Below are 17,207 nucleotides of genomic sequence, written 5' to 3'. Positions count from 1 at the left end.
TGGCGGGCCGTCTGCGCGGCCGAGCCTGCTTCTTGTGGTGGGTGTGTCGCGGTTGGGTGCGCCGGTCAGGCGGTGACGCCGGCGCGGGATGCAAGCCTTTGCAGCAAAGCCGTCGCCTCGGCCATGCCGAGCCGGCCGGCGCGGACCTCGGCGAGGATTTCGGCGGGGGTGGCGGGCGCGGTGGCCGGCCCGGCCTGCGTGGTGGCAGGCGCGGGCATTGCCGGCGGCATGTGCGTCGTGGCTGCGGTCGCTGGCGCAGGCGCGGCCTGCGGGCTTGCCGTCACGGACGGGGCGCCCACGTCGGGCGTGGTCTCGATCCAGCAGCGGCGGCGCGCGAAGCGGGTGCCGGGCAGGGCGACGCGGACAAACGGGGCGCGCGGGCGCGACCAGTCGAGCCTGCCCTCGACCCAGGCGCCGGCGGCATCGGCGAGCGCGGCGGCGTCGAGGCCGGCGATGTCGGCCGGCAGGCTGGCGTCGGCGCGGCGGCCGTCGGGCGCGCGGCCGGTGGCGATGTCGGTGGTCGCGGCGAGCACGGCGCTGAGGTCGGGCGACGGGGTGCGCAGCCGGTCGGCGGCGTGGTCGGCGCGCGCCAGCCAGCCGTCGAGCGCGGCGAGCAGCGCGATGCCGTTGGCGGCGACGATCGCAAGCCGCTCGGGCCGCGCGATGCGGCCGGCGCGCAGCACGAGCGCGGCGGCGTCGAGTTCGGGCGTGGTCGGGTCGGCGCGCAGCCAGTCGGCAAAGTCGGCCGCCTGGGCGCGCAGGCCGGCGGCGTCGCCGGCCGAGAACACGAACAGCCGTGCCTCGCCTTCCGCGCGGGCCGGCGGGGCCGGCAGCGGCGGTGCTTCCTCCAGCACGAGATGGGCGTTGGAGCCGCCCGCGCCGAAGGAGCTGATGCCGGCGCAGCGCGGCAGCGCCGTGCCGTCGGCGGCGAGCGGCGCCGGCCAGTGGGCGAGCGCCGTCTGCACATGGAAGCGCGTGCCCGCGAAGCGGATGCCGGGGTTGGGCGGATCGGCATGCAGCGTCGGCGCGAGGGTGCGGTGCTCCAGTTGCAGCAGCACCTTGGTGAGCGCGGCGATGCCGGCGGCTGATTCGAGATGGCCGAGGTTGCTCTTGAGCGAACCGATCGCGCACTGGCCCTCGGCGCCTGCAAAGGCTTGCACGAGTCCGCTGACCTCGATCGGATCGCCGAGCGGCGTGCCGGTGCCGTGGGCTTCGATGTAGTTGACGGCGCGCGGATCGACACCGGCGCGGGCGAGCGCGTCGCCCACCAGCCGGCCCTGGGCCTTGGGGTTGGGCACGGTGTAGCCGTTGGTGCGGCCGCCGTGGTTGACCGCGCTGCCCTTGATGACGGCGAGCACGCGGTCGCCGTCGGCCAGCGCGCGGGCGAGCGGCTTGAGCACGACCGCGCCCACGCCTTCGCCTGGCACATAGCCGTCGCCGCCGGCGCCGAAGCTGCGGCAGCGGCCGTCGGTGGAGGCGAACTTGAGTTCGCTGAGCGTGCGGTACTTGTAGGGATGGAGCGAGAGGTTGACGCCGCCGGCGATGGCCGCGTCGCAACTGCCGGCGCGGATCGCCTCGCAGGCGAGGTGGATGGCGCTGAGCGACGACGAGCACATCGTGTCCACCGCCATCGACGGGCCGTCGAAGTCGAGGCAGTACGAGACGCGGTTGGCGATCGACGCGAAGGACGACATGCCGAGGCCGCGCTCGCCGCGCGCCATCGCCTCGACGCCGAGGAACTGGTACTCGCTGTACATCACGCCGGCGTACACGCCGATGCGCTGTCGCGCGTCGCCGGCGCAGGGCTGCTGGAGCGAGGCCGGCGTGTGGCCGGCGTTCTCGACCGCATGCCAGGCGGTTTCGAGAAAGAGGCGTTCCTGCGGGTCCATGCGCTCGGCCTCGCGCGGGGCGATGCCGAAGAACAGCGGGTCGAAGCGGTCGACGCCGTCGAGGAAGCTGCCCCAGCGCGCGTAGTCGCCGCGCTTGGCGCGGCCGGCGGTCGCGTCGGCGGGCGGCAGCGCCCAGCGCTCGGGCGGGACTTCGGTGACGGCATCGACGCCGTCGGCAAGCAGGGTCCAGAAGGCGTCGAGGCTGTCGGCGCCGGGGTAGCGGCCGGCGATGCCGATGATGGCGATGTCGGTGGCGGCGGGGGTGTTGACAACGCTTGTAACCGGTTGGGGTTGCGGGGCCGGGGGGGAGGCGTCGGCGGGCGCGGCCGGGGTCGTGGCCGGCGGGAAGTGTGCGGTCGACGCTGATTGCGCGGTGGTCGGCGCGGCTGCCGTAGCGATGCAGGCGGGCGCCGGTGCCTGCGCTGCCACGGGCGCGCCGAAGCGCCGCGCGACGTCGCCGGCATGGTCGGCGAGCAGGCGGTCGGCCACCTCGTCGAGGTTGTCGCACTCGAAGAAGAGCGTGCGCGACAGGTCGCGGAAGTCGACGTCGAGCGCGGCGTTCAGCTCCATGACCATGACCGAGTCGAGACCGAGGTCGGGGAAGCTGACGCCGCTGTCGAGCCGGTCGGCGGCGCGGCCGGTGGTGCGCGCGAGCAGGTCGCGCAGGTGGGCGAGCAGGGCGGGGCGCAGGGTGGCGGGGTCGGTGGTGGCGGTCGCGGCGGCGGTGACGGCCGTGGTCGGATGGGCCGTCGTCGGCTGCGCCGTGTGTGCCGTGCGCGCCGTCGGCGCGACCGGCGCGGCTTGCGCTGCCGGCGCGGGCTGGCCGGCGAACTGCCCTGCCAAAGGCCCTTCGGCGGCGAGCAGCGCGGGTTCGGCGTCGGCGCGCACGCGCAGCGGGAAGACGCAGCCGTCGGCGCGGCCGTCGAGCGCGGCGGCGAGCGCGAGGTCGAACATCACGGCGCCGTCGGCGCGGCCGACGGTGGCGATGCCGAGCGCGCGGTGGCGTTCGCGCGTGGCGTCGTCCACCTGCATGCCGCCGTCATGCCAGAGCGGCCAGGCGATCGCGAGCGCGGCGCCGTGGCGGCGGCCGGCGCGCGCCTCGGCATTGCGGCGCGCGGCCCAGCGGTCCATGAAAGCGTTTGCAGCCGCGTAGTCGGCCTGGCCGACATTGCCGAGCACGCCGGCGAGCGAGGAGTAGAGGACGAACCAGTCGAGCCGGTCGGCGGCGAGTTCGGCGTCGAGCGCGACGACGGCTTCCATCTTGGGCCGGCAGGTGGCGTCGATGTCGGCGAGGTCCTTGCGCAGCACGAAGGCGTCGCGCAGCACGCCGGCCGCGTGCAGCACGCCGGCCACCGGGCCGTGGGCGCGGCAGTCGGCGACGAGCAGGCGCACGGCCGTGGGGTCGGCGAGGTCGGCGGCGCGGTAGAGCGCGCGGGCGCCGAGGGCGCGCAGGCCGTCGAGGGCGCTCTCGATGCGCTCGTCGGCGGCGCTGCGGCCGCAGAGCACGAGGGTGATGCCGCGCGCCGAGGCGGCGAGCCGGCGCGCGAAGTCGAGGCCGAGGCCGCCGGCGCCGCCGGTGACGAGATAGACCGCGCCGTCGCGCACGAAGCGCGCGGGCAGGGCGGCCGGCGCGGTGGCGGGCGGCGCGTCGCTGCCGGGCAGGACGGCAAGGGTTTCGATCTCGCGCCGGCCGTCGGCATGCAGGCGCAGCAGCGCGGGGCGGTCGGCCGTCACGCGGGCTTCGGCGAGCAGGGCGGCGGCGGCGCGTTCGGGCGCGTCGGCGAGGGCCGGCGCGAGCGCGACGAGGCGCACGAGCGTGGCCGGGTTCTCGCGGTGCAGGCTGCGCGCGAAGCCGATCGCGGCGGCGTGGGCGTCGGCCGCGAGGCTGCCGTCGTCGCGCCAGCCGAAGACGATGCGCAGCGGCTTGCCGGCTGCTGCGCGCATGGCGTCGCGGGCGTGACGCCAGAGGGCTTCGAGGCCGTGGCGGCGGGCGGTGGCGAGGTCGGCGGCGGGCGCGGCGAGCAGGGCGTCGAGGACGATGAGCGGGGCGGGGTGGGTGGCGTCGGCTTGCGTGGCCGTGGCGGCTGCCGTCGGCTGCGGCGTGGCGGTTTGCGCGGTGGCGGCGCGCAGGGCCGCGTCGAAGGCCGATTGCCAGCGCGCGTCGGCCGGGCCGGCGAGGCGCGGAGCGCGGGTGGTGGCGAGGGTTTCGGCGGCGAGCGGTCGGTCGCGCCAGCGCGGCTGGAGCCAGCGCAGGCGGTCGGGTGCGGCGTCGCTGTGGCCGGCGGGTTGCGCGGCGGTGCTCGTCGAGCCGGCGGGCGCGCCGGCCGTCGCGTCGAGCGGCCGCAGCACGATGTCGCGCATCGCGGCGACGACCGCGTCGCCGTCGTCAAGCAGCCAGGCGTCGTGATGCGCGACGCCGGCGGCGCGGGCCGGGGCGCGCGGGCGCAGCACGAGGCGGCGTGCGTGGCGCAGGTCGCCGGCGATGTCGAGCGCGCCGATCGCGAAGGGCACGTAGGTGGTCGTGGCCGGCGCGCCGTGACGCTGGAGCAGCGGCACGACGGCTTGCAGGCAGGCGTCGAGCAGGCCCGGATGCCAGGCGCAGCCGGCGGCGCGCTGCCAGTCGACGGGCGCGAGCGCGAGGCTGGCGCTGACGCCGCCGTCATGCACTGCAAGCGTTTGCAGCGCCGAGAAGGCCGGGCCGTAGCCGAAGCCGCAGTCGGCGAAGCGGCGGTAGATCGTCGCGTGGTCGAGGTGGTCGGCGGGACGGGTGGTGGGCGATGAGTCGGTGGCCGTGGCGCCGTCGGCGGCGTTCGCGCCGGGCGTCGCGCCGGCGGCGTCGCGCAGACCACCCGCTTCGCGCAGGCCACGCGCGAGTTTGCCGGCCGAGGCGGCGAGCGGCTCGGCGCGGCCGCGCGCATGCATGAGCGGCGCGCCGCCGTCGGCGGGTTGGGAGCGCAGCTCGAAGCTGGCGGCGCCGCTTGCGTCGGGCGCGTCGAGGTGGAGCGTGATCGCGCCGTCGCGGCCCGCGCGCCAGGGCCGGCCGAAGCCGGCGTTGTGGATCGCGCCGACCGGCCGGCCGAGCGCGATACCGGCGGCCGCGCGCGCGAGTTCGAGCCAGCCGGTCGCGGGCAGCACCGGCTCGCCGTGGATCGGATGGTCGGCCAGGAAGAAGGCGTCGGGCGCGGGCGTGATCGCGACGGTGCCGGGCGCGACGAGGTCGAACCGGGCGGCGGGCGCGCTCGCGCTGGCGCTGGAATCGGGCGACGTCGCGCCCAATGCCATGCCGGGCGTCGTGCCGGTCAGAGCGCGCGGCCCGTCGGTCATGCCGGCACCGGCGGTGATCGGGTCCAGCCCGCTCCACGCAAAGGCCGGCGCGGGCGCGGCCGCCGCATGCCGCGCGAGCGAGCAGTCCTGATGCTCGAAGGGATAGGGCGGCAGCGCGAGCAGCGTCGGGCGGCGCTCGCCCCACCAGCTTGCCCAGTCGATCGCGCGGCCTTCGAGCCAGGCGGCGGCGACTTCGTCGGCGCTCGCGGGTGCGGCGAGGGCGGCGCCGGGCAGCGGGCGGCGCACGACGGTCGCGGCGGGCGGCGCGGCGAGCGCGGCACGCAGGCCGGCGCAATCGCGCGCGGCGATGACGATGCGCGCCGGCAGCGGCTCGCGCGCCTGCTGGAGCGTGCGGGCGAGCGCGGCGAGCTGGCGGTCGGTGATGCGGCCGGCGTCGATCTCGGCCAGCAGTTGCGCGGTGCGCGCGGCGAGCGCGGCCGGCGTGCGCGCCGACAGCGGGAACAGCGCGAGCGGCGGCGCGGTCCCGGCTTCCGGGCCGGCGGCGGCAGCTTCCGGGCCGGCGTGCGCGCCTGCCCGCGTGCCCGCGCGGCCGGAATCTGCAAACGTTTCCAATCCTGTTGCCGGCAGCCATTCCTCGATCACCGCATGCGCATTCGCGCCACCGGCGCCGAAGGAGCTGATCGCCGCGCGGCGCGGGCCGCCGTCGGCGGGCGCGGGCCAGTCGGCGGCCTCGGTCTGGAGCCGGAATGGCGTGCGGCCGAGATCGATGTTGGGATTGAGCGCGCGGAAGTTGAGCAGCGGCGCGAAGCGGCGCGCCTCCAGCTGCAACAGGATGCGCGTGAGGCCGGCGATGCCGGCGGCCGATTCGAGATGGCCGATGTTGGTCTTGGTGGACGCGATCGCGCAGTTGGCGGCGGGCGGCGGCGCTTCGCCGCGCGCCTCGGCGGCTTCGGCGAAGGCGCGCGCGAGGCCGTCGATTTCCACCGGGTCGCCGAGGCGGGTGCCGGTGCCGTGGGCCTCGACATAGCCGATGCTCGCGGGCGACACGTCGCCGCGCTCGAAGGTGGCGCGGATGAGCGCGGCCTGGGCGGCCGGCGTCGGCACGGTGTAGCCGTTGGCGCGACCGCCGTGGTTGACGCCCGTGGCGCGCACGAGGCCGAGGATGCGGTTGCCGTCGCGCAGCGCGGCGCCGAGCGGCTTGAGCACGATCGCGCCCGCGCCTTCGCCGGGCACGAAGCCGTCGGCGTCGTCGCTGAAGGCATGGCACTGGCCGGTCGCGGTCAGCATGCGCTGCTGCGACAGCCAGACGAACTTGGACGGATGCAGGTAGAGGTTCACGCCGCCGACCAGCGCCATCTCGGCCTCGCCGCGCCGCAGGCCTTCGCAGGCCAGATGCAGCGCGCTCAGCGACGCGGAACAGGCGGTATCCACCGGCAGGCTGGCGCCGCGCAGGTTGAGCAGGAAGGACACGCGATTGGCCACCGACCAGGCGAGCGACGTGGGGAAGACCGGCTGGCCGCGCTGCCACAGCGCCGGGCCGGCGAGCTGGTGGGTCTGGGTCGTCACGCCCACGTACACCGACACCGGCAGGCCGTCGCGCGCGTCGGCGCGCTGGCGCAGCAGGGCGAGGCCCGCGTCTTCGAGCGCCTGCCAGGCGACTTCGAGAAAGATGCGTTCCTGCGGGTCCATGGTCTCGGCCTCGCGCGGCGCGATGCCGAAGAAGTCGGCGTCGAAGCCATTCACGTCGTCGAGGAAGGCGCCCCACTTGCAGTAGCTGCGGCCGCGCGCGCCGGCGGTCTCGCCCGGCTCCCAGAAGCCGTCGAGCGACCAGCGCGCGGCGGGCACCTCGCGCACGCTGTTGCGGCCGGCCTCGAGATTGCGCCAGAAGGCGGCCACGTCGCCCGCGTCGGGATAGCGGCCGGCCATGCCGACGATCGCGATGTCGTCGGTCGAAGGGGTGGAGGAGAGGCGGGCGGCTGCCTTGCGAGGAGCGGAATCGGTGGCGCGCAAGGCGGCGGCGCCGGCGCGCGGCGCGGCTGCGCGGCTGCGCAGTACCGGCCAGTCGGCGGCGGTGGCGGTGGCGGGCGTGGTGGACGCGGCCGGCGCGCCGGCGCGGTCGTTTGCAAAGGTTTGCACGCCGTCCGGCACGGGCGACCCGTTCGCGGCGCCGACCGGGCGCGCAGCCTGCGGCGCCGGCACCTCGGGCGCCTGCGTCGGCGCGAAGGCCGCGAGCAGCGCCGCGCGGTGATGCCGCCCGAGCCAGTCGCACACGTCGCCGAGGCAGCGGCAGTCGAACAGCAGCGTGCGTGGCACGCCCCGCACATGACGCGCGAGCGCGGCGTTGAACTGGTTGATCGTGATCGAGTCGATGCCCAGTTCGTCGAAGGGGGCCTGCGCGGCGAAGGTCGCGGCGTCGATGCCCGTGACTTCGGCCAGCAGTCCGGCGATACGGCGCTCGACGGCGCTCCAGTGGTCGGACACGCGTTTCTCCCTGGCGTGACGGCGTCGCCGCGCGCATTGCGGCGGCGATCGCATGGTTGGAATTCCGGGGAGGAGAAAGGGGAATTGCGGCCTTGTTGAAAGTGATCGTTCATTTCGAATTGATCAATTCGAACGATTCGATCCCGGGCCGTCTGTAATTCCCGTTGAAAAGCAGCATGCATGCCATTGCCGGGAATTGCGGGCAGATTGCCCATGAATCTCCGGGCAAATCGCGCGCGATATAGGAATGACAATTGGCAAGCTGAAACAAATCGCATTTGCTTCGCCTTGTGGCAAGTGTTGCCGGCTGCAACAGGGGATTGGCGCCATCCGCCCGCGAATCTGTCCCATCCGGATCGGACCGAATTCGCGTATTCCCGTAGAAACCGAGGGATTACACGAATGGCATGCCGATTGCCGTATTGGCGGCGGGTCGGGACAGGAATCCGCACGAGACGCCGCCGGCCAGCAGCACCAAAGAACAAAGGTCAGGGAGACAGCCATGCACCCACACTCGGTCCGCCGGGTGACGGGCGCGCTCGCGTTCGCCGTCACGGCGCTCGCGGCGGGTCCGCAAGCCGAGGCGCGCATCACGCGCGTCGAGCTCACCAGCAGTGCCGCCTTCGGCGATGCCGGCTTCGGCGGCGTCGGCCAGTTCGACCGCATCACGGGCCGGGTGTTTGGCGAGATCGATCCGAGGCTGCCGGCCAACCGCGTGATCCAGGACATCGCGCTGGCGCCGCGCAATGCGCGCGGCACGGTCGAGTACGCGATGGACGTGTATCTGCTGCGCCCGCGCGACGCGGCCCGCGGCAACGGCGCGCTGCTGTTCGACATGCCCAACCGGGGCAACAAGTACGCTCAGTTCTCGTTCAACGTCGGCACGGTGCCGGCGGTATCGACCACCGATCCGGGTGCCAGCCTCGACGGCGCGGGCGACGGCTTCCTGCAGGCGCGCGGCTACACCGTGGCCTGGGCCGGCTGGCAGGGCGACCTGCTGCCCGCCGCCAACCGCCTGCGGCTCGACGCGCCGGTGGCGACGGCGCCGGGCGGCGCGGTGGTCACGGGCAAGGTGAGGTCGGAGTTCATCGTCACCGCCGCGACCAGCACGCTCAACCTCAGCAGCGGTTCCTTCACCGGGATGACGCACGCGAGCTATCCGAGCGTGTCGCTCGACACGGCCAGCGCCACGCTGACGCGGCGCCGCCGCGAGTCCGACGCGCGCGAGCCGGTGCCGGCCGGGCAATGGCGCTTCGCCGACTGTCTGGCCAGCGCCTTTCCGGGCACGCCCGATGCCACGCGCATCTGCCTGCGTGACGGTTTCGACCCCGATTACCTGTACGAGCTGATCTACACCGCGCGCGATCCCAAGGTGCTCGGCGTGGGATTCGCGGCCACGCGCGATTTCGTGTCATTCCTGCGAAACGAAATCACCGACGATTACGGCAATGCCAATCCCCTGGCCGGCCGCATCAATACGACGCTGGCCTATGGTCTTTCGCAGGCGGGGCGCTTCATGCGCAGCTATCTGCAACTCGGATTCAATGCCGATGAATCGGGGCGGCGCGTATTCGACGGAATGAATCCGCATATCGCGCCCGAATTGATTCCACTGAATGTGCGATTCGGCCAGCCCGGTCGCGCCTATGGCCAGCATGAGGATCACGATTACCCGGCGGCCGAAGGTCCGCTGTCCTGGGGCGGGGCCGAGAACGCGCGTTTCGGCGAGACCGACGGCCTCCTCGACGTCTGCCGCCAGACTGCCACCTGCCCGAAGATCGTCCAGACGGTCAGCTCGATCGAGTACTGGCAGGGCCGCATGTCGCTCAACACCACGAGCCGCAACGGCCTGCACGACATGCTGCTGCCCGACGAGGTGCGGCTGTACCACTTTGCCGGCACCCAGCACGTGCCGGGCGGCGGCCAGGCGGTCAACTGCCGTCATCCCAACAATCCCAACAGCTATCAGGAAGGCCAGCGCGCGCTGCTCGTGGCGCTGCACGACTGGGTCGCGGGCCGCGCCCAGCCGCCGGCGAGCCGCTATCCGCGCGTGCGCGCCGGCACGCTGGTCGCGCCCGACGCGGCCTCGGTCGGCTGGCCCGCCATTCCGGGCGTGAGCTACACCGGCCTCATCAACGAGATGCAGGCGCTGTGGTTCGGCGGGCGCTTCGATGCCGACAACGAAAGCGGCGTGATCGGCGTCGAGCCGCCGCGCGTGCTGCCGCAGCGCTTCACGCTGCTGGTGCCGCGCGTCGATGTCGACGGCAACGAGATCGACGGCGTGCGCTCGGTGAGCCTGCAGGCGCCGATCGCCACCCATACCGGCTGGAACCTGCGCAAGGCCGGCTACGGCGACGGCGAGCTGTGCGGCCTTCAGGGCGGCTACTTCCCCTTCGCCGCCAGCGCCGCCGAGCGCGCCGCGAACCAGGATCCGCGCCTGTCGCTGGCCGAGCGCTACGGCGATCACGCCGGCTATGTGAACGCGGTGCGCGCGGCGGCGGCGCGGCTCCAGCGCCAGGGCTTCCTGCTGCCGGCCGATGCCGAGCGGCTGATCGCCCAGGCCGACGCGAGCGGCGTGCTGCGCTGACGGCGCCGGGCGCCGGCGGGCCGCGCCGGTGTCGGCGCCGCATCACCGCAGGGCGCGCGTCGCGGCCGGCGGAGCAATCTTTCAAGCGGGACGCGTCGCGCCCCGTTCCACCATCACGGCCCGACGAGGCCGGAGGAGACCATCGATGCTTGCAAACCTTTGCACCCCGGCCGTTTGCACCCCGGCCGCCCTGCGCGTCGCCGCCTGCGCCGCCGCCCTGGCCGGCGTCTTCGCCGCGCCCTCGGCCCAGGCTCAGCCCAAGCTGCATGTCGAAGAGAGCGTGGCGCTGTCGGCGCCGGTCGGGAAGGTGTGGCAGACGCTCGGCAGCTTCGACGGTCTGGCGGGCTGGCATCCGGTCGTGGCCAAGGTCGACATCACCGCCGGCAGCAACAACAAGAAGGGCGCGGTGCGCAGCATCACGACCAAGGACGGCGCCAAGCTGGTCGAGGAACTGCTCGACTACAGCGCCTCGGGCCACTCGATGCGCTACCGCGTCGTCGAATGGCCGCTGCCCGTGAGCGACTACGTGTCCACGCTCAAGGTGCTGCCCGACGGCAAGGGCTCGCGCGTGGTGTGGTCGGGCGACTTCGTGCGCGCCGCCAGCGCGCCGGCCGACGTGGACGACAAGAAGGCGCGCGAGATCATCTCGGGCATCTACACCTCGGGCTTCGACGGGCTGCGCAAGGCGCTCGGCGAGGCGGCCAGGTAAGCCCGCGCGGCGCGCCATGCAGGGCGGCGACGGGTTCGCGCTGACGCCGCGCCGGGGCTGGCCGGCGCCCGGCGCCGACGCCACGCGCAACGTGGCGCTGGCGGTGTCGCTCGCGCTGCATGCGGCGCTGTTCGTGTTCGGCGTGCCGCCGCGGCCGGCCGCGCCCGAAGCCGAGCGGCCGGCGCCGATCGTCGTGCGCCTGCTCGCGCCGCCGCCGGCCCAGCCGCCGCCCGAGCCGCGCGCCGCCGCGAAGCCGGCCAGCCATCCCGCCGCGAAGCCGGCCGCGCCCGCCCGGCGGCCGGCGCGGCCACGACCGACGCCGACGTCCCGCTCCGTCATCGCCGCGTCCCGGCCGACCGCCAGCCCGGTCGCCGCCGACGGCGAGGACGGCGGTGCCGTCGGCGACCTCAACTACCGCCGCTTCTACGACGAGAACCCCAAGCATCCGATGCGCTGCATGGTCGGCCATGTCGCGCAAAGCTCGGGCGATCACGAGTCGGCCGTCTACATCTATTCGGACTGCGCCGCGCACGGCGACAACTTCAGCCTGCTGTCGCTGGCCGTGTACTACGAGGTCGGCGTGGGCGGCCTGCCGCGCGACCCGGCCAAGGCGGCCGAGATCTTCCACCGCATCGCGACCGGCAAGGCCGAGGCCTATGCCGCGAACGGGATGTTCTATTACGGCCTCGTCCTCTACTACGGGCTGGGCGTGACGCGCGACGAGCCGGCCGGCCTCGACTGGCTTGCGCGCGCGAGCGACAAGGGCGACCGCGACGCGGCCGAGTTCATCCGGCTGGCCGAGGCCGGCACCGTGCCCGATTCGTCGCGCTATTTCCGGCGCTGAGCAGGCGGGGCCGAGGCGGGGCGTGCGCCCGGCGCCGAGGCGCGCGCCGGGCGGCGACCGCGCCCGGGGCTCGCCGGTCACCCGCGCATGCCCGCCCGTCGTCGGCCGTCGGCGCGCGTCGAAACATTCCGGAAGGCTTTCATGCCGCAGCTTGCCCGGCGGGAAGTGCGTGCCGCGCGGGCGCGCATCCGGAATGCGGGCAGGCAACGGGACGACGAGATGGCAACGGGAGCAAGGGCGGCGCGGCCGCGGGCAGGAGTGGCGCGAGTGCCGGTCCGGGCAAGGAGAGCGACTCCGGCGGGCCATGTCCGCCTCGGCGGCGGCAGCGGCGCGCCGGCCATGCGCAGGCGGCCGCGTGGCCAGGCGCGGGCCGCCGTGCTCGCGCTGCTGTCGCTCGGCATGCTCGGCGTGTCGGCGCTGGCGGTGCCGGGCGCGGACGGCGCGCGCGCCGAGCTGTTCATGCTCGGCACGGCGCGGCTGCTGCAGCATCCGGCGCCGGGCGCGCTCGCGGCGCTGCTGCTGCTGCCGGCACCCCTGCGGCTGCGGCTGGGCGGCAATCCGCTCGGCTGGCGTCAGGGCCGGCTGGCCACGGTGATCGGGCCGGCGCTGGGCTGGCTCGAAGGGCTGGCGCTGCTCGGCGGCCTGCTGCTGCCCGAGCGCTGCCTGCCGCCGCTGGCGGGCGGCTGGGCCGGACAGGCCGGAATGCGCACGGCCGTCGGCCGCGCGGCCCGCGTGATCGCGGCGCTCGTGACCGGGCTGGCGCTCGGCCTGCTGTTCGCGGCGCTGGGACTGGTGCGCGCCGACACGGGGCCGGCGCTCCTGACCTCGCGGGTGGCGGCCGGGCTGCTGCTGTGCGGCGCCGCGCTGCATGCCTGGCGCCCGCTGCTGGCGGGCCGCGAGGCGCTGCTCGCCGGCGTCGGCGGATTGACGCACGGACTGATGATCGCGAGCGGTCTGGGCGCGCCCTTCATGCCGGGCGCGGCCTCGGCCGGCGTGACGGCCTTCGCGCTCGGTGGCGGAGCGCTGCTCGCGGGGCTGCTGCTGCCCTTCACCGCGCTGCTGGCGCTGCTGGCACGCGCCGAGGCGGGATATGCGGTGCTGCGCGTGCTGGGCGCGCTGGGGCTGGCGGTGGCGGGCTGGCCGGGTTGAGGCGGTGCCGCCAGCCTGGTCCGGGTCGATCGGCTGGCGGCCCCGCGACGGTACCGCGCGACGCCCGCCTTCGGGCTCAGGCCGCCTGCGCCAGCTTCTCGACCAGCAGCGGCTTCACCTCGGCCACCCAGGCATCGAGCCGCGCGTCGGTGTGCATGCCCTGCGTGCGCTGGTCGATGACGAGGCCGACGAAGCGCCCGTCCACCACCGACGCCGAATGCTCGAAGGTGTAGCCCTCGGTGCCCCAGCCGCCGACGATCTCGGCGCCGTACTCCACCAGCACGTCATGCAGGCGGCGCAGCGAGCTGGCGAAGCGCTCCGAATAGCGCTCCTGCGCGCCGAGGCCGAACAGCGCCACGCGCTTGCCCGCGAGCGGCTTGCCGCCGGCCGGCATCTTGGCCAGGAACTCCTCCCAGTTGCTTTCGAGGCAGCCGGCGCCCGCGCCCGGGATCTGGCCAACGCCATAGCTCGGCGTGCCGAGGACGAGAGCGTCGTAGGCGAGCAGTTCGTCCGGCCCGATGCGATTGACGTTGACGGGCTTGGCCGCCAGCTCGTCGCCGAGGCGGGCGTGGATTTTCTTGGCGACGAGTCGCGTGGTGCCGGTTTCGGTGCCGAAGAAGATGCCGATCTTGTTCATGAGCCTGTGTCGCCTGAGTGGGGAAGGAATGGCCGCCCGCGTGGCGCGAATGTCGCGGCGCGGGCCGACAAAACCGCCACAACCCGCGCCCGATGCCGCGCGCGCCTGCGCGAACGGCCGGGATGCAGTCAGCGAGGCAAGAAGCGTGCGGCGCGGGACGGCCCGCCGGCGCCTCCGTCCGGTGCCGATATGCAGCCGCCCGTCACCGACCGGCAAGGCCCGCCGCGCCGCCGGCCGCCTCCGAGGGCGCTGCCGATCTGCAAGCCGCTGCCTATCGCAAGACCCCACGGACCGGCGTAGTTTCCGGCGCCGGATCAACGAAGAAGGGTCTCCCCATGACCGACACCACCTCCGGGCTCGAAGCGCTGCTCATGCAGCGCTCGCTCACCGACGCCCAGCTGCTCGACAAGGCTGCCGAGGCGTCCAGCTACCGCATCCTTCCCGACGCCACCGTCATCAAGATCGGCGGCCAGAGCGTCATCGACCGGGGCCGCGCGGCGGTCTATCCGCTCGTCGATGAAATCGTCGCGGCGCGCGGCAAGCACAAGCTGCTGATTGGCACCGGCGCCGGCACCCGCGCGCGCCATCTGTACTCGATCGCCGCCGGCCTCAACCTGCCGGCCGGCGTGCTGTCCCAGCTCGGCGCCTCGGTGGCCGACCAGAACGCCGCGATGCTCGGCCAGCTTCTGGCCAAGCACGGCATCTCGGCCGTGGACGGCGCGGGCATGTCGTCGGTGCCGCTGTTCCTCAAGGAAGTGAACGCCGTCGTGTTCAGCGGCATGCCGCCCTACACGCTGTGGATGCGCCCGTCGGCCGACGGCGTGATCCCGCCCTACCGCACCGACGCCGGCTGCTACCTCGTGGCCGAGCAGTTCGGCTGCAAGGCGATGATCTACGTTAAGGACGAGAACGGCCTCTTCACCGGCAACCCCAAGACCGACAAGCACGCGACCTTCATCCCGAAGATCAGCGTGGACGAGATGCTGGCCAAGGGCCTGCACGACTCGATCCTCGAATTCCCGATGCTCGACCTGCTCAAGAAGGCGCAGCACGTGCGCGAGGTGCAGGTCATCAACGGCCTCGTGCCCGGCAACCTGACGCGCGCCCTCGCGGGCGAGCACGTCGGCACCATCATCACCGCGCAATGAGGACGGCCATGACCGATACCACCAACGACATCAAGCACGTCGCCTCGCCGCTCGCGCGCCAGACCCTGCTCGACGGCAGCCTCACCGCCCCCATCGCCGGCAAGCGCCCGATCCGGCTGCTGCCCTGGCTCCAGGTCATCAAGATCGGCGGCCGCTCGATCATGGATCGCGGCGCCGAGGCCATCCTGCCCATCGTCGACGAGATCCGCCGCCTGCTGCCCGAGCACCGCCTGCTCATCCTGACCGGCGCCGGCATCCGCGCGCGCCACCTCTACAGCGTCGGCCTCGACCTCGGCCTGCCGGTGGGTTCGCTGGCGCCGCTGGCGGCGAGCGAAGCCGGCCAGAACGGCCACATCCTGGCCTCGCTGCTGGCGTCGGAAGGCGTGTCGTATGTCGAGCACCCGACGATCGCCAAGCAGCTCGCCATCCACCTGATGGCGACGCGCGCCGTCGTGGGCAGCGCCTTCCCGCCCTACCACCACCATGAGTTCCCGGGCCAGCGCATTCCGCAGCACCGTGCCGACACCGGCGCCTTCCTGCTCGCCGACGCGCTCGGCGCCGCCGGCCTGACCATCGTCGAGGACGTGGACGGCGTGTACAGCGCCGATCCCAAGGCCGACAGCGGCGCCAAGTTCATCGCCGAGACGAGCGCCGAGGAGCTGGTGAAGCACGAAGGCACGCTGCCCTTCGACCGCGCCCTGCCCGAGGTGATGCTCAACGCGCGCCACATCGAGCGCGTGCAGGTCATCAACGGCCTCGTGCCGGGCAAGCTCACGGCGGCGTTGCGCGGCGAGCATGTGGGCACGCTGGTGAAGACGGGCGCCAGGGCGGCCTGAGCCGCGCCCTTCAACCCGCGCCGGGCGCGGGCCGAGGCATTCAGGCCGCCGGTTCGTCCGGCGGGCCTTCCTCAAAGCACATGCGCACCGCTTCGACCAGGCGGTCCTGCAACGCATGGAAGCGCCCGTCGGGCGCGAAGATTTCCGGCAGCTCCCGGCGCAGCTTGTTGCTGATGCTCCAGTCGCCGTCGCGCAGCGACCGGATGATGCGATCGGCCTCGGGATCGGGCATTTCCAGCAGCCGCTTGATCGCGGCGCGGGCGGCATCCACCCGGGCCAGCGCGAGCGCCTCGTCCACCATTTCGTGCTCGACGGTCTGGCGCAGCAGCGCGCTCAGATAGCGCACATGGGCCGACAGGTCGGGATGGCGCCAGGCATGCAGCGCATCGCCGGCGGCGGTGAATTCGAGGTTGGTCGAGATGCCGTCTGGGCAGACGCGGCGCGCGCCGAAGCGGTAGTCGCCGGCATAGCGGTGCATGAAGGGGCGCGAGAACACTTCGAGCGCCCGGTCGTAGTCGGCCAGCCCCTGGGCGCTGCCGGCGATGGTGGCCGACACCGGCACGATGATGTTGGCCGGTACCGCGCCGTCCGCCGCCAGCAGGTGGTTGATGAGAAAGCGGTGAACCCGCCCGTTGCCGTCGGCGAAGGGGTGCAGATACACGAAGCCGAAGGCCACGGCCGCCGCGCGCAGCACCGGGTCGGCGCCGCGAGTGCGCTGCTCCAGGGTGCGCAGGCCGGCGAGCAGGGCGTCGATCGCGGTTTCGGGCGGCGCGATGTAATGGACCGTCTCGCCGGCAAACGCGCTCTGGCCCACGTGCACCGGCGAGCGCCGGATGCCGACGCGCAGCGCCGCCTCGCCGAGCACCGCGCGCTGCACCGTCAGCAGGCTCTCGGCGCAGAGCGCATCGGGCAGGCGGCCGCTGTGCTCGGCGAGCGTGGCCGCGAAGCGCCGCACCCGGTCCTGACGGTCGGCCTCGTGCTCGATGGCGAAGCTGGCGCGCGACTCCTTGAACGTGAGCCAGGCCGAGCTGCGCAGCAGCAGTTCGGGGCCGAAGCGGGCATCCAGCCCCGCCACCGCGCCGGCCAGGTCATAACGCCATTCGGGCTCGCCCAGCCAGACCAGCGGGCAGAACACGCGTTTGCCCGGCAGGTTGTCGCGCACGCGCCAGCGCCGCACCGGCTCCGCCGAGGGAGCGGCCAGATAGCGGTTCGCATCGATGGCATCGACATAGCCGACGTTGGCGGCGGTGTCGGGCACGGGCAGCGGCCGCTGCGTGAACCATTCGTAGAAGAAGCCGGCGCGGCGCGCATAGCGGCCGGTGGGTTCGTCGCTCACCCAGGCCGCGACGTCGGCCGGATCGACCCGCTCGAACAGGCGCGACAGGAACTCGAAGTTGAGCCGCTCGTACTTCAGCCCGAACTCGAAATGCCCCCGGAAGGAGTCCTCCGGCCGGTATTGCGCGGGCCAGCGCAGCAACTCCCGGCCATCGACGCTGCTGCGCTGGCGCACCTTGCCCAGGCAGCTGCGCGTGAGCAGCGGCTGGACGGGACGGATGTCATGCAGCTCGGCGAGGCGCTGAAAACCGAAAAGGATGTCGGGCATGGCGGCGGATCCGTTAAATCGGCTGCCATTCTGTTCGCA

The 17,207-nt window shown here is 73.7% G+C and carries 9 protein-coding genes; 6 read left to right on the top strand and 3 right to left on the bottom strand.

Features of this window, described 5'->3' with window-relative positions; genetic code table 11:
• Positions 1 to 65 precede the first annotated feature (65 nt).
• Positions 66 to 7,655 carry an SDR family NAD(P)-dependent oxidoreductase gene (locus H566_RS25230; protein ID WP_034411831.1) on the bottom strand — a complete coding sequence of 2,530 codons (7,590 nt, stop codon included), beginning with the start codon at positions 7,653 to 7,655 and terminating at the stop codon, positions 66 to 68.
• A 502-nt stretch (positions 7,656 to 8,157) separates the two neighbouring features.
• Here H566_RS25230 and H566_RS0114190 point away from each other — a divergent pair.
• From H566_RS0114190 to H566_RS0114175, 4 genes are all read left to right on the top strand, one after another.
• The gene (locus tag H566_RS0114190) at positions 8,158 to 10,242 is read left to right on the top strand and encodes an alpha/beta hydrolase domain-containing protein (RefSeq protein WP_034411829.1); all 2,085 of its coding nucleotides are present in this window, start codon (positions 8,158 to 8,160) and stop codon (positions 10,240 to 10,242) included.
• A gap of 145 nt (positions 10,243 to 10,387) precedes the next feature.
• Positions 10,388 to 10,951: an SRPBCC family protein gene (locus H566_RS0114185; protein ID WP_051378779.1), complete on the top strand. Its 564-nt coding sequence runs from the start codon at positions 10,388 to 10,390 to the stop codon at positions 10,949 to 10,951.
• A 16-nt stretch (positions 10,952 to 10,967) separates the two neighbouring features.
• Entirely contained in the window at positions 10,968 to 11,795 is an 828-nt protein-coding gene (locus H566_RS27540; protein WP_051378778.1) for an SEL1-like repeat protein, read from the top strand.
• A gap of 339 nt (positions 11,796 to 12,134) precedes the next feature.
• Positions 12,135 to 12,944 carry a hypothetical protein gene (locus tag H566_RS0114175; protein ID WP_028311951.1) on the top strand — a complete coding sequence of 270 codons (810 nt, stop codon included), beginning with the start codon at positions 12,135 to 12,137 and terminating at the stop codon, positions 12,942 to 12,944.
• 76 nt (positions 12,945 to 13,020) lie between these two features.
• Here H566_RS0114175 and H566_RS0114170 read toward each other — a convergent pair whose 3' ends face one another.
• Positions 13,021 to 13,581 (bottom strand): flavodoxin, encoded by a 561-nt coding sequence (locus H566_RS0114170; protein WP_028311950.1) that lies wholly within the window; start codon positions 13,579 to 13,581, stop codon positions 13,021 to 13,023.
• A gap of 335 nt (positions 13,582 to 13,916) precedes the next feature.
• On the opposite strand from H566_RS0114170, the gene H566_RS0114165 reads away from it, so the two are divergent.
• Positions 13,917 to 14,729, top strand: coding sequence for an amino acid kinase family protein (locus tag H566_RS0114165; RefSeq protein ID WP_028311949.1), 813 nt, complete (start codon positions 13,917 to 13,919; stop codon positions 14,727 to 14,729).
• Between the two features lie 8 nt (positions 14,730 to 14,737).
• On the top strand, positions 14,738 to 15,565 hold the full coding sequence (locus H566_RS0114160; RefSeq protein ID WP_028311948.1) for an amino acid kinase family protein: 828 nt from the start codon (positions 14,738 to 14,740) through the stop codon (positions 15,563 to 15,565).
• Positions 15,566 to 15,605: 40 nt separating this feature from the next.
• On the opposite strand, the gene H566_RS0114155 is transcribed toward H566_RS0114160, so the two are convergent.
• Positions 15,606 to 17,168, bottom strand: coding sequence for a Fic family protein (locus H566_RS0114155; RefSeq protein WP_034411826.1), 1,563 nt, complete (start codon positions 17,166 to 17,168; stop codon positions 15,606 to 15,608).
• Positions 17,169 to 17,207: the final 39 nt, after the last annotated feature.

Source organism: Derxia gummosa DSM 723, from assembly GCF_000482785.1.
Taxonomy (GTDB): domain Bacteria; phylum Pseudomonadota; class Gammaproteobacteria; order Burkholderiales; family Burkholderiaceae_E; genus Derxia; species Derxia gummosa.
Note: the sequence above shows the minus strand (reverse complement) of the source record. Positions and strands in the feature narration are given on the sequence as shown.